General features: G+C 53.5%; 7 protein-coding genes. 2 read left to right on the forward strand and 5 right to left on the reverse strand.

The features are described from left to right. Positions 1-6: 6 nt before the first annotated feature. The 4 genes from IEY39_RS11220 to IEY39_RS11235 form a co-directional block, all read right to left on the reverse strand. Positions 7-2754, reverse strand: a complete 2748-nt coding sequence (locus tag IEY39_RS11220; protein ID WP_188931447.1) for an RICIN domain-containing protein — start codon at positions 2752-2754, stop codon at positions 7-9. 15 nt (positions 2755-2769) lie between these two features. Continuing rightward, a complete protein-coding gene (locus IEY39_RS11225) occupies positions 2770-4530 on the reverse strand; it encodes a RagB/SusD family nutrient uptake outer membrane protein (protein WP_229688874.1) in 1761 nt (586 codons plus the stop codon). 11 nt (positions 4531-4541) lie between these two features. Beyond that, the gene (locus IEY39_RS11230; protein ID WP_188931449.1) at positions 4542-7841 is read right to left on the reverse strand and encodes a SusC/RagA family TonB-linked outer membrane protein; all 3300 of its coding nucleotides are present in this window, start codon (positions 7839-7841) and stop codon (positions 4542-4544) included. Between the two features lie 131 nt (positions 7842-7972). Then, on the reverse strand, positions 7973-12076 hold the full coding sequence (locus tag IEY39_RS11235) for a two-component regulator propeller domain-containing protein (RefSeq protein WP_188931451.1): 4104 nt from the start codon (positions 12074-12076) through the stop codon (positions 7973-7975). Positions 12077-12181: 105 nt separating this feature from the next. On the opposite strand from IEY39_RS11235, the gene IEY39_RS11240 reads away from it, so the two are divergent. Together IEY39_RS11240 and IEY39_RS11245 are read left to right on the forward strand one after the other, a co-directional pair. Continuing rightward, entirely contained in the window at positions 12182-12799 is a 618-nt protein-coding gene (locus IEY39_RS11240) for a DNA-3-methyladenine glycosylase family protein (RefSeq protein ID WP_229688875.1), read from the forward strand. 56 nt (positions 12800-12855) lie between these two features. Then, the gene (locus tag IEY39_RS11245; protein WP_188931453.1) at positions 12856-13356 is read left to right on the forward strand and encodes a DinB family protein; all 501 of its coding nucleotides are present in this window, start codon (positions 12856-12858) and stop codon (positions 13354-13356) included. Between the two features lie 29 nt (positions 13357-13385). Here the strand turns inward: IEY39_RS11245 and IEY39_RS11250 are convergent, their stop codons facing one another. Next, entirely contained in the window at positions 13386-14525 is a 1140-nt protein-coding gene (locus IEY39_RS11250) for a PDDEXK nuclease domain-containing protein (protein ID WP_188931455.1), read from the reverse strand. Positions 14526-14560: the final 35 nt, after the last annotated feature.

Consider the following 14560-nt stretch of genomic DNA (forward strand, 5'->3'; position numbering starts at 1 on the left):
AAGTGATTATTTTTTAATGATCTTACGGGTAATGCTTTGAGCATCCTTACTCACCTGAATAAAATAGATGCCGGAGGGCAGCTTGGCGAAAGGCAGCTGATATTCGGCGCTTTTTACCGCTGATCTGCTCATTACATGTCCATTGACATCATACAGAGTGATGATGACGCCTTTCTCAAGGTCGGCTCCAAGTTTGACAGTAAGCAGATCGGTGACTGGATTGGGATAGATGATCACCCCATTGCCGGAGGCAGTTGCCAGGGAATCCAGCATCAGCCCGCGTCCTATGTGCGCTGTCGCTTCTGCTGCCGTGGCCGCGGCCGTAGCATCCACCAATTTCCATTGTTGATTGTTGCCACCGTTGTAGGTCCACTGGTCTACATTGCCGCCATTGGCAGTCGAGTTGCCGGCTACTTCTACCGCCTTGCCGCTATTCAAGGGGGTGATGCGGAAATAGCCACTGTCCGTCATGGTGAAGCTGAATTGCTGGTTGGCGCCGCCGTTGGATGTCCATATCTCGACATTGGCGCCGTCTGCCGTTGAATTGCCGGTAATATCAAGGCTTTTGCCGCTTTGTACGCCGAAAATGCTGTACTCACCGTTGCCGAGATCGGATACTTTCCATTGCTGATTGGTCCCTCCGTTCCACGTGTATTGGTCCACGTTTGTGCCATTGGCCGTGCCTTGACCGTATACATCCATCACCTTGCCGCTGTTGCGGTTGACGAGGCGATACGTGCCGTTGGCGACAGGGCCACTGGTGATGGTGACGTTGTCGAAAGTAGTGGCATCGAGGGCCCCGGTGGTGCTGCCTGAGCTGGCAGCCAGGCCGATGTAATAAGCGTTTGCCATCGATACAGTGCTCGTACCGACGGTGAACCAGGTGAGGCCATCGGATGATTCGTAGGCCGTAAAGGTATTGCCGGCACGTTGCAACCGGAACCAGGCCGGCAATACGGTATAGTCATTTCCGCCTATCCACGTCATGGAGCCGCCGGTAGTGGACCTTGTTCCGAATCCGGCTTCGCGCCAGCCTACATCCCCTACCTTCATTACGAGGGTGCTTGCACCCGGATCGAGGGTTTCGCGTATCATGACGCCGGTGCGGCTCAATGTCCCGCTGATGCTCCAGATGCGTGCGGTGATCGTGGCGTCGCCGGTAACGCTTTCATAGGCATAGCTAAGCCCGTCGGCTGTACCGCCGATGCCATTGCCGCTGCCGCTGACCAGGAAGGTGCCGCCGCTGACATTAGCATAGCTGGCGCTACCGGCTGCACTGACCGTACCGATGTCCTGCCGCGACCATGCGGAAGGCAAGGCTCCCGTGACAAGCGGGGTGGCGCTCACTTGCGTGGAGTTGCTGCCTGTGCCGGATTGGTTGATGGCTGCGAGGACATAATAGTAAGTAGTGCCATTGGTGACGGTGGCGTCGGTGTATTGCGGAGTCGTGTTGGCTGTCCAGGAGGCAATGCTGGTATAAGGTCCGCCGGAGGTGGTGGACCGCTGTACATTGTAACCCTGCACCGTATTTCCGGAAGGCAGCGTCCAATTCAGGGTCACCCGGCCGACGCCTGCTGTTGCCGATACTCCCGTCGGCGCCGCAGGTGTGGGCGAAGGAGGATAGGGAGACGAAGTGGCGCTCCGGGTAAACGTCAGCGTTCCATAGCCGAAATGATCAGTACTGCCATGTTCGGGCCGCATCAGCTGGGCCATGGCCTGGACATGCGGAGCGCTGAGCCCCTGCTGAACCACATAGTGGTTGTAGAGGAGCTCCCAGATGGGGCGGTCGTCGAGCCGGCCGCGGCCATTGATGGAGACCCAGTCCTGCCTGGCATTCTGGCAATTCGTATAGAAGGTGTAGGGCACGGTATTCCAGAGATTGGTTTGCGCTACGTATTCGGCGCCTGCCAGCAGCCGGTTGCTGTTGTAGCCAAAAAGGTCGAGGCCCTGGTTCCAGGCCACCTGGCACAGATAGGCAGTCATACCTACTCCCAGCTGGGCATGTTCCTGGTCGCGGCCGCTTTCCTGCCATTGGCCCAAGGTAGAAGAATACAGGTAGTAAACCGCATTCCCGATGCTGCCGTTGCCTGCGCCATTCTTAAAATAGCTGACGCCCTCGTTGTATTTGGCCGTATCGTCGCAGAGCACGCCCATGGCAATCAGCGACCCGATGTTGCAGATATCCCAGTTGGCCCAGTAGGAAGAGATGCAGGCGCCGTTGTGGTTGGTGAGAAAGTCATGGCATACGGGATACAGGTACGTCTCCATCATATTCTTAAACCGGGTGAAGTCGGAAGACGACCAGCCGCTATAGATGCGCAATACCTCTGCCGCCAGGGCGAAATCGAAGATGGGGATACCGCTGAGGCCGGGGATATTATTTCCCGTCGGCACCTGGTTCACTGTCGATGACCAGGCGTTGCAGATGCGCACGGCGCAGTTGGCATAGGTGGTGTCGCCGGAAATATACCAGCGTAATGCGTTGAGATAGGCTGCATGGGCGTCTGCATCGGCACGCTGCCTGTTGGCGCCCATATTGGCGTTGGGGGCGGCCTTATAGGTGTTTTGCGCCTGGGCATCGGTGATGAGGACATTCCAGTCATCGATCCAGGGGTGGGCGCCGGCGGCTACGTTGGTCTTCATGCGATCGAGGTCGGTCTGTGTATGCAGGCCGCCGGGATGGATGAAGGATGTTTGGGCAGATGCCAGGGTAGTACCCAGCAGCAGGAATAGCAAGAAATAGAAAGGTTTCATATGGATGAAGTTTATTTACCAACCGGGATTTTGGGTGAGATTGGGGTTTAACTGCAACTGATCGAGGGGCAGGGGTATCAAGTAATTCTTTTGGGAGAATTGCCGGTTGCCGGCGGCGTCGGCGATGACGTCCCCGCTGGAAGTAAGCGGCTTGTTCAGCGTGGGATATTTGGTGGCATACTGCGTACCGGTGTAACGAATTCCCAATACCGGCTGGTCCATTTCGGCAACGGCAGTGTACCAACGCTTGAGGTCGTCCATCCGGAAACCCTCGCCTTGCAGCTCGATGGTCCTTTCGCGGCGGATCTCCGTACGCATGTCCAGGCCATTGGCGGCGACAAAAGCGTTGCTGAGCTTGGGCATGGCGTTGTCCGTATTGACCCGGAGGCGTACGAGGTTCAGCGACTTATCCAGGTCGGCGTCGCCGATGCTTCCGTTGCGTTCAAATACCGCTTCAGCATAGTTGAGGTATACCTCCGCCAGGCGGATGGTGGGGTAGTCGTATCCTTCCTGGCTGTTTGGCACCTGCCGCTCGGCGGCCCACTGCTGGTTGCCATAGCCGGTGACGTTGTTCGCAAAGGGGTCGAAGGTGCGGGAGATGGCGATGTCAGCGGCGCTCCAGTTCCAGTTGATATGATAGTTGACGGCATTCTGCCAGAACCGATAGAAGGGGATGCACATATAGTAGCGCATGCGATTGTCGCGGTTTTGGAATTCGGATGTCATCAGGGTGCGGGAAAAGCCGGTGGTTGTTTTATCGATGGGCAGGCCGTCGCTGCACAGATACATATCCGCCATTTTGCGGCTGACGCTTGCCCCGAGCGCGCCGAAAGAGATCTGGTTGGGAATGGTCTTCAGCAGGTTGTTGGACTCATACCGGACGGAAAGGATATATTCGTTGTTGGACGACTTGGTGATAAAGGCGGGATTGGACTTCTCGTTCTCGAGGATGAACAGGTATTTGAGGGCCGAGTCGCCCAGGACCGAAGGCTTGAACAACGAATATTGATTGCTGTTGATGACGGCCAGGCTATTGGCGACGGACATATCCAATAATGCGTTGTATCGTGCCGGGTCCCCATTCCTGAATTTTTGCCATGTGCCCTCGTACAGGCAGACCCTGCCCAGGAAAGCCTGGGCGGCCTGTTGGCTGACCCTACCCTTGTCGGATGCCGCGATGGCGCTTTCGAGCGGAAGGTTGGGGATGGCCGCTTGCAGATCGGCGATGATGAAGTTGATGGTGGAGTCCCGGGTGGCGCGCGGAGCGGTAAGTTGAGGCGAATTCATACCTAACAGCTCATTTACCAGGATGACCCCGCCATAGGAAGTCAGCAGCTTGTCGAAATACACATAGGCCCGGAAGAATTTTGCCTCTGCCACGTACTGTTTGATGTCGTTCGGGCTCGAATAGGTGTTTGCCTTTGCGAGGAGGTTGTTGATCGTGCGGATCCAGGAATAGGCCGTATTATAATTGCCATCGGTAGAGACGGTTGTATTGGTTCCCCTGGCAAGGGCGCTGAGGTCGCCCCCCAGGTCGGTGCCGTTGTGTCCATCGCCGTTGGATTGGCTGAAGGTGCGCAGGTAGTTGTAAAAGGCGTTCGCCGCCAATTTGAAATCGTTGGGGGTTTTCCAGTAAGTGGCATCCGAGGCCTGGTCAAGCGGTTTCAGATCGAGGGATTTGTTGCAACCGGCGCCTGTGAAAGCCAGCAGGCAGGCAATCATTATCGTGTAACCGAAATCCGGGAACCATTTTTTATAGCGATTCATTGTTCTCATTTTTAACAATTTTAGAAGGTGACGTTGACGCCGAAGGTCAGCAGGCGATAGAAAGGATAGCGTTGCGGGCCGCCGCTGACGCTGCTGGTCTGTTCGGGGTCCCATTTGTCCTGCACATGGGTGAGTTCCCAGAGATCGTTGCCCGAAACATAGACCCGCAGGCCCTGCACTTTTGCGCGGTGGGCGAGTGCCGGCGACAGCGTATACCCTATGACGATATTCTTCAGGCGGACATAGGCGCCGTTTTGGAGGCTCCAGTCGGACATTTGATAATCGTAGTAATTGTAGCCGCCGAAGCCGTTGTTGGTGGCGGTGGTGAGGATCGGCAGGGGCGCATTGGGCGTCTGGGGCGTCCAGGTTTTGCCGACCCACCAGTTGGCATGTCCCTGCCAGATGGTGCCGAAGGGAACGCTCCAGTCGCTGCGGCGGTAGATGATGCGCTGGCCTACGCCCTGGAATACGACTGCAACGTCAAACCCCTTGTATTCAGCGCCCAAATTCAAGGCAAAGACATAACGGGGATCGCTTCTGCCCAGGTAGACCACATCACCATCGCCGATGGGTTTGCCGCTGGCATCGGTTTTATTAAGCAAATGCTGTGAGGCGCCGGCATTGGTGAGCATGCCGTCGCCATTGAGGTCTCTGTACATGTTCATTCCCTTGATCACCTGGGAAGCGACGGTGGGCATGCCGATGCTGTTATTCGGCGCCAGAAGCGCATAATCGCTCGCCTGTTTGTCCGTCTGGATGCGGCCGGCATATAGCAGCCCGAAATAAGAGCCGATAGCATAGCCCTGGATATTGTGTTGTCCAATGGTGATGTTATTGGCGCCCTGCAGGGTTACGATCTTATTGTTATTGTCCGTCAGGGTACCGCCGATGTGGTAAGACACCTGGCCGACCTTGTCCCGCCAGTTGATGGATAATTCCCATCCCCAGGTTTTGAGGTCGGCAATGTTGCGGTAGGGAGCAGTGAAGCCGCCTACGGAGGGGAATTGCTCTTGTAAGAGCATATTCGTGTTTTCCTTCCAGAAATAATCTACGCTACCGCTGAGGCGATTGTTGAGCACGGTGAAGTCCAGCCCGATGTTCTTGTTCACGATCTTCTCCCAGGTCTTGGTCGAGTCCGTGATGGTAGAGTTGGGTGTCGCCGTTATGCTGCGGGAGGAGTATCCTCCCAGGACCGGCCCGCCATTGCCCAGGAACACCGTGGGGATATAGTCGTAATAGCCGATGAGCAGGTTGCCGTTGGCGTCCTTGGCGCCTTGTCCACCGGCGGTGCCATATGCGGCGCGCAATTTCAGCTCGTTGAGAAATTTGATCTTTCCCATGAATTTCTCCTGGCTGATGCGCCAGCCGGCGGAAAATCCGTCATAGAAAAGCCACCGGTTTGCACTGTAAAAGCGGGAATTGCCGTCGAAGCGGCCCTGCGCCTCCAGCAGGTATTTTTCCTTGTAGGCATAGTTCACCCTGCCGAAGTAAGACCCGAGGGACCAGTGGTTCTGGACCTCGCCGTTGCTGTGCGTAGTATTGTCGCCCAGGCCCAGGCCGAGGGATGGCACATCGTTGCTGGCGAGATAGGTGGTAGTGGTGGCGTAAGCGTCGTATTCATCGCGTTCGTAGCTGGCGCCCGCGGTGGCGCCGATGCTGTGGTCGTCGGCAATCGTCTTCTTATATTGAAGGTATGCGTTGAGATTGTAATACACATCCTGGGTATTGCCCCGGGTGTAATAACTCTGGGCCTGGGTAGGGTTGTCCTGGTACTGGTAGGTATCGGCGTAATTGAAGATATTGGTGACGCCGCTGTATTCCAACCGGGTGTCCTTACTAAACCAGTTGTACCCTGCCTGACCGATGAAGTTCAGGTCTTTGGTGATGTTGAATTCCAGTTTGGTGTTGAGGAATGCCCTGGTGTCATAGGTCTTGTTATCCCCGCCCAGTTTCAGCAGCCAGTTGCGTCCTTCCTGGGTGCCCCAGGCGTAGGGGTCGCCGTTCTTGGTGGCCACCGGGAAGCCGGGCTGTGAACTATAGTCTATCACCCCTTGCCGGGTCGGCACCACCACGTTATTCCGTTGAAGGGAAATATTGCTGGATATCTTGAGCTTGGGTGAGAAGGTATAGTCATGCGCCAGCGACACGGTATAGCGGTCGTTGTAATTGTCACCCCATTTCAGCATACTGCCGTCTTTTAAATACCCCAGGGACAGGCGATAGCCCATTTTATCCGTGCGGGCGGAGAGGCTCAGATCGTGCTGGGTCGAGATCGCCCTGCCGTCGCCCCATAGGATATCGATGGGATTGGTATTGAAAAACGTGTAGTCCTTTACGTCGGTGAAGCCGATGTTGTCCACATAGCCGGGCACTGTCTTGTCGATGTACCCGCTATCGGGCCGGTGTATCCAGGCATTGGCATATTTGGTCCAGATCCAATTGGGGTCTGCCACGCCGTTGAGCGAAGCGTTGGATATGGCCTGGAGCATATAATTTCCGTATTGGTCTCCATTGAGGAATTCGGGTCGAAGTCCCATTCGCTTTTGGGAGACGGAGCTGCTGTATTCGATGGTCGGTATGCCAGCCTTAGCCCGTTTGGTGGTGATCAAAACCACACCGCCGGCGGCGCGCGACCCATAAATACTGGCGCTTGCGTCCTTCAGGAAACTCATGTTATCGATATCCTGGGGGTTGATGGAGTTGAGCGCGCTGAGGTCCTGTAAAGGGACCCCATCCACCAGGACCAGCGGGTCGACGGCGCCATTGACGCTGGTAGCGCCTCTTATCTGGAAGGCCCACCCCTCCTGGCCGGGTGCGGCCGAGCTTCGGGTGACAACGACGCCCGGTACCTGGCCCTGTAAGGAGGCCAGGGGATTGTCCACTACGCCGCGATCTCTAAAAACCTTGGAATCTACGGTGGCGACGGCGCCAGTAAGAGTAGCTTTCTTTTGAGTGCCGTACCCCACGACCACTACTTCCCCCAGGTCTTTTGCGCCCATGGCCGCCAGTTTGATCTGCGCCGGATGCGAACCATCGGCGGGTATCTCAATTTCATGAAAGCCGACGCTGCTCACGATGAGGGTGGAGGCCGATGCCGGGACGGTCCACGTAAAAAAACCTGCGGAATCGGTGGTGGTGCCGCCTTTCAAGCCTTTGACGCGGACCGATGCTCCTGCTACCGGCTCTCCTGTCGTGGAATTGACTACTTTCCCGGACACCGTCTTTGTAGCCTGGGCCATGGCAGGATGACGGGCGGTGATGAATAAGATCAATAGGAGGAATGGCAGGAGTGCATTCCTGAGCCTGAACATGCTTCTCATAATGGCAAGTTTTATTCTGGTTTTGTATTTACGGAGCTATTTCGCGCCTGCAAAATAGGGCGGGAACCCAAAGCGGGCGGAGGGGGGATTGTCCAAAAAAGGGGGGTAAAATGTCCATTTGCCGGTGCCAATCAGGGATTTGTGAAAAATTCCCTGTTGACCGGATGGTCGGTTGAGAAATTCTTGCGGTATTTCCGGATATATTCCGATGGGTTCATTCCGAATACCTTAGAAAACTGCTCCCGAAAATATTTTGCGTCGTTGATGCCGACACGGAAGGCGGTCTCGTTCACATTATAATTGGAATGGATGAATAATTCGGCCGCTTTCCGGAGGCGGATGAACCGGATAAAGACATTGATGGACAGGCCGGAGACCGTCTTTATCTTCCGGAGCAGATTCGAGCGGCTCATGCCCATCTCGGCCAGGAGCATCTTCACATTGAATTGTTCATTATCCATGTGTTTCTCTACGATGGCGATACATTTGTCCAGGAAGTCCTTGTATTCGGCGGAGATGCTGAGGTTATTCCTGGTCAGGGTGATCTCGCCGTAGAAATATTTCTGCAGGTTCTCCCGGATTTTGAGGAGATTGGCGACGCGAGCGATGAGCAGCTGGTTCTCGAACGGCTTGGTCATATAATCATCCGCCCCGCCTTCTACACCTTCCAGCCTTAGTTCGGTGGAGGAGGTTGCCGTCAGCAATATCACGGGGATATGATCTGTGTCAGGGTCCGTTTTGATGGCCTTACAGAGATCGATGCCACTACCCTCTTCCATTTTTATATCGGCGATGATGATATCCGGCAGATGCCGGCGGGCCATGGCCAGGCCTTCTTTGCCGCTTCCGGCCTGGTAAACGGTGAAATTCCCTTCAAAAAGACGGGCTATGTAGTTTGTCATTTCCGGCTGGTCATCGACTACCAGCAAAGACTTTTTACTTTTCCAGACTGTGTCCCCGGGAAGCCGGTTGGGCGCCTGCGGTTCTTCCCAGGCCAGCTCTTCCAGGAAGCCGGAAGCCGGTTCCGCCTCGAGGGAGGGCAGCTGCGGTAAGGGCGGTGTGCCCTTTGGAAGCCGGATGGTGAAAGTGGTTCCTTTTCCTGGTTCACTGGTGTAGGAAATTTCTCCCTGGTGGGCTTCTGTGAAATGTTTAGCCAGGTAAAGACCGATGCCGAAACCGCTTTCCGGGCGGCCCCCTTTGTTGGGTGCCCGGTAGAATTTTTCGAAGAGTCTGCCGCCGGCTTCCGGCGGTATTCCCTGGCCGGTGTCGGCAACTTCCACCTTTACTTCCGTGTCAGCATCTTCCACCCGGAACAGGACCTTTCCGCCCGGAGGGGTGAATTTAAAGGCATTGGAAAGCAGATTGTACAGGACGATCTCCACTTTTTCGCGATCGGCCAGGATCTCGAGCGGCGTGGTTGCTTCCTGAAACTCGTACAGCATCTCTTTTGTCTTTGCCTGCTGTACGAAGCAGAGATATACCTCCCGGCAAAGATGGCCAAAGTCGATGATTGCCGGCCGAAGCGGGTCGTCGCCGCTTTCAGCCTTTCTGAAAAGCAGCAATTGGTCCACCAGGCTTAAGATGCGGCGTGCGTTGCGGTACACCGCGCCCAGTTCTTCCTGCTGGGATGGTGAAGGCGTCCCCTTTGATTGCAACAGTTGTTTGACGGGGTTTATGATCAGGGTCAGCGGTGTCCTGAACTCATGCGATAGGTCTGTGAAAAGGGATAACCTTTTTTCGTGTTCCGCCCGTTCCCTTTCTGCCTCCAGGTGAGCGATCTTTATCTCGTACTTCATCTTCGTCTGCCGGGTACGGTACCTGATGAAGGAGTAAATAATACCGCAGGCGATGATCGCATATACAAGCCAGGCCCACCAGGATCTGAACCAGGGAGGCAGCACGACTATGCTTATAGCAATTTCATCCGCATTCCAGGCGCCTTCTGTATTCGTGCACCTTACCCTGAAGGTATAGTGGCCCTCTTTCAGGGAGGTATAAGTGATGGTCCTGGAATTGCCGGGAGGGCTCCAGCCCCTGTCCCATCCTTCCATATAGCAGGAATAGGCTATTTTCTCGGGGGAGGTATATTCCAATGCGGTAAAGTCGAAGGTAAGCACCGCCCGGTCGTAAGGTATCGTTATTTTCCTTCCGCGATCGGTGGTGGTCAGGTAGGAAGGCGCTTTTTCCAGCGGGGTATTGCCGATGGTGAGGCCGGTGAATACCAGGCTGGGGGTATCGCTGGCAGGCCGGATGCCGGAAGGATCAAACAAGCTGAAACCTTTGATACCGCCGAAAATAAGTTCGCCGGATCGAAGGCGAAGGGCTGCCCTGAAATTGAACTGGTTACTTTGAAGCCCGTCGCTCTGGTAGTAGTTGGTAAAGTTGCTGCGGGTGATGTTGAATTTTGATAAGCCATGATGCGTGCTCATCCATAAATTGCCGCCGGCATCTTCGAGCAAGGTGAGGACATCGTTGTTGCATAACCCGTTGTCGGTGGTGAACCGGGCGATGATGACCCCTTTCATCTTATCGAATAAGAGCAGTCCTCCGCCTTCCGTCCCTACCCAGAAGTTGCCGTAATGGTCCTCGTATATCGTCCTGACGGAATAGCCAAGATGATAGAAAATATGCCTTTTATTTATTTTGTCGATCCTGACCAACCCGCTGAGATTTCCGCCCCAGAGTGTGCCGTCGTTATCCTCATTCAGCGTGAACAGATCTGACAAGCCCGGGTCGAAGGCTTCAAATTTACCGGCCCGGGAGTTCCAGCGATACAGCGCCCCGGCTACATTCGACTGATGAAGGGTGGACGCCCAAAGGTTGCCTTCCCGGTCGGCGTAAAGGGCAAATACGATGCTGTTCTCCTGGCCGGTGACCGGATTGATGCATTTAAAATGTTCAAATCTTCCGTTCCGGTTGTTATACCTGTCGATACCGCTGGAATGGGTGGCGATCCAGATGTTCTTCTCTTTATCGGTGCTTATGCTCACAACGGCGTTGTCCGATAAGGAGGCCGGATCGCGGTCGTTGTGCCCGAAGCGGGTGTATAGGTTCTTCTTACGGTTCCAGCGGCAAAGCCCTGTACTTTCCGTGCCTATCCAGATATTGCTGTCCGGGGTTTCGAAAAAAGCATGAATAGAATTACCGGAGAGGCTGCCCGGGCTGGCAGGGTCATGGGTGATGGTATGGAACCTGTTCCGCTGTGGGTCCAGCACATTAACCCCTCCCCTGATGGTGCCGATCCATTTGCGCAGGTCTTTGTCTTCGAAGATGGCAAAAACGCCCCCGCTGGAAAGCATATTGCTGCCGTCCCCGGCGGGCAGGCGACTTGCTTTTTTTGTTCGTTCATCGAATATCACAACGCCGCCGCCGTCCGTACCGATCCAGAGATCTCCATTCTTAACCCGGGTGATGGATACGACCATCCCCGGAATTAATCTCCCGCCTTCCGCCTTCCGCACTTCGCTATAGGTGTTGGAAGCGATATCATAGCTGTACAGCCCGGTATAGGTGCCGGTGTACAGGTGGTCTCCATCGGCCTCCAGGCAGATGGAAGAAGGGAGCGAGGGATTCACCAACTGAAGGCACATCTTATCATCATCCAGCCGGCACAAGCCGATATTCTGTACCAATACCCAAACCCTGCCACGTGCATCGACTTTTATGGCCTGCACTCCATATTTTGCGCCTTCCGGTATTTTCCCTGACAGGGGAACAGCGGTTGCCATACGGGAACCCTTTCGGCAAATTAATAAGCCGAGTCCCTCCGTTCCGATGAGCATATTGCCTGCCCGGTCGGGTTTGATGTCTTTTACGACATTGTTTATTTTCTGCCGGGCTCCGCCGGGAAGAGGGACAAAATAAACCGGGTTGAAAAGGCAGGTCGAATGATCATATACGCTAAGGCCCTGACGGGTACCGATCCAGAGATCATTCCTGTCATCGCTGTTGATAGCGTAGGCTATGTTGTTTATTAATGATTGGGAGTCGTTGAACTGGTTTCTGAACACTTTGAACCCATACCCGTCATACCGGTTGAGTCCGTCATCCGTGCCAAGCCAGATGAAGCCCTTATAATCCTGGTAAATACATCTGACGGAATTGTTGGAAAGTCCCTGCTCTATTCCCAAATAGGTGGTGGGAGGAAGATCCTGAAATGCGGACGATCGGCTTACGCCGAAGAACATGCCAATGACAGCAGCAAGGATACATTTCTTTTGCAGGAAGGGTCTCATATAGCTGTTAGATCCGAACAATCACTTTTATCGTTATAAATATACCCAATCGATCTATCTTTAGCCAGAACCGGGTATAGTATATTTTCGAAATCGATGTAGTCGATGATGCTGAATACTTTCTCAACGTACAATTTCCTGTCTCTTTGCGACGGGCTTGCCGGGGCCGATGCCGATCTGGCAGCCATCATCGAGGCCCATGGTTATCCGCCGATGTGGAACCGGCCCAACACCTTCGAAACCCTCGTGCACATCATCCTGGAGCAGCAGGTGTCGCTGGCCTCGGCGCTGGCGGCATTGAATAAGTTGCGGGAATTTATCGGCGAGGTTACGCCGGAGGCTGCACTGGCGTTGAGCGATGAAGAGTGGCGGGCCTGTTATTTCAGCCGGCAGAAGATGGGGTATGTGAAATATCTTGCCGCGGAGCTGCTGAGCGGCGAGTTGGACCTGCCGGGGATGGGGATCTTGCCCGATGAAGAAGTGCGGGCCCGGCTTACCGCGTTGAAAGGCATCGGCAACTGGACGGTCGATGTCTACCTCATCTTTGTGTTGCAGCGGGCGGATGTCTTTCCGATGGGTGATCTGGCGGCCGTGAATGCGTTGAAGCGGGTGAAGGGGTTTCCGAGGGAGACGCATCGCGATGAGCTTTTACCGGTCGTAGAGGGGTGGAGGCCTTACCGGACCATTGCCACCATGCTGTTGTGGCATTATTATCTGTCATAATTTATTTAATATCAGTTTGGAGCTCCCGCAGTGCGGGGGCTTTTGTATTTTTGACTATGGAAAAATGGTTTGAAAGAACATTCGATCTAAGTTTTGGGGTGGACAGGTATGCTGCCATTTATAAGCAGCTGGCAGGGGCGCCGGAGGTGCTCAGACAGGCGGTGGCCGGTCTTCCGGAGGAAGTGCTGACGATGAAGCCCGACGGGAAATGGTCGATCAAAGAGCATGCGGGCCATCTGTCGGTGCTGGAGCCTTTGTGGCGTATCCGCTTCCAGGACATCCGGGAGAAGAAACCCACGATGACCGTTGCCGATCTGAATAACCAGACTACATCGGCGGCCGGGTTCAATGACTATGCTATTCTTGCGTTGGTGGATCGGTTTGCCGTCGAAAGAAACGCCACTTTGTCTCTTCTCAACAGCATCGATACCCTGGATGTGGAACATACAAGTCTACATCCCCGGCTGAAAATCCCCATGAGGATCATCGACCTGGCTTATTTTGTGGCAGAACACGATGAACATCATTTTGTGGCGATGAGGGAGCTGGGTCGATAGTGGTGCGAGCAGCGAGCCTGGCCTGCCTATTAATAATTGTTCAATTCCCTCCTGATAAAATCTTCCAATTGCTCCTTGCTCGGCAATTCTATCATATACTTACTTACAAAAAGTTGAAGGTCGCTATCTGCCACTGCATACTCCACCAATGCTTTCTTATTTTTGGTTACTAAAAGAATACCGATTGGTGGATTATCATTTGCAAGCATTACCTCCTTTTTGTAATAATTGATGTATGTTTTTAATTGCCCGATATGTTCATGCTTGACCTCGTCAATTTTTAACTCGACCAGAACATGACATTTCAATACCCGATGATAAAAAACCAAGTCGATAAAATAATATTCATCCCCAATCAAAATCCTCTTTTGCTTCCCTTCAAAACAAAAGCCGTGTCCCAATTCCAACAGAAATTCCTCCAAATGCGCGACGAGTGCCTGCTCTAAATCGTTTTCGAATGCGACATCCTTTTCCTTCAGGCCTAAAAACTCGAAGGTGAATGGTGATTTAATAATATCCGCTATGTTTGTTTCTTCCGCCTTCTCCTGAACAAACCTGCTTAATTGCTCCGGTTTTCGGCTCATGCCGCTACGCTCATAATACAGTGTATTGATTTGGCGCTTCAATTCATTTACGCTCCAATTTCCCTTTATACATTCTATTTCATAGAAAACCCGTTTCAGCGGATCATCAATTGGGAAAAGTTGCACTAAATGGGTATAAGACAATCTTGAAATGAGCCTGTCCGGTTGTACTGCGACTAAATCATTTTGAACAGGCTTTGATTGAAGATCAGCCTCTTTAATTATTTGATTATCAACTGAATGAAATTTGTCAGTCAATGACTGACGAATTGCAGAAGGCTTGAAGCCTAATGAAGCCAATTGGTCAGTTATTACCTGACCAATTTGAGGATATAGCATATAGAACTGGCGACTTGTTTTCAGGTTGGTCTCCGCCAGCCCTTTAATAGCAATAACCTTTGCCAAGGCATGTAGCAACTTTTCGCCATATTTAGCCCTGTCTTCTCCATTTTGCTCATATTCGATAATATAAAATCCGATCAACCAGTTACGAATGGTCAAATGTTTATTAATAGTCCGCACAGCGGTTTGTTGTAATGTGCGATGTGCCTCCTGGACTACATTTACCAGAAAATCAAAATTCATAAAGAAGCAGATTAGTGTTTGAACAAACTCCGTAC

It is taken from the genome of Puia dinghuensis (assembly GCF_014642875.1).
Classification (GTDB): domain Bacteria; phylum Bacteroidota; class Bacteroidia; order Chitinophagales; family Chitinophagaceae; genus Puia; species Puia dinghuensis.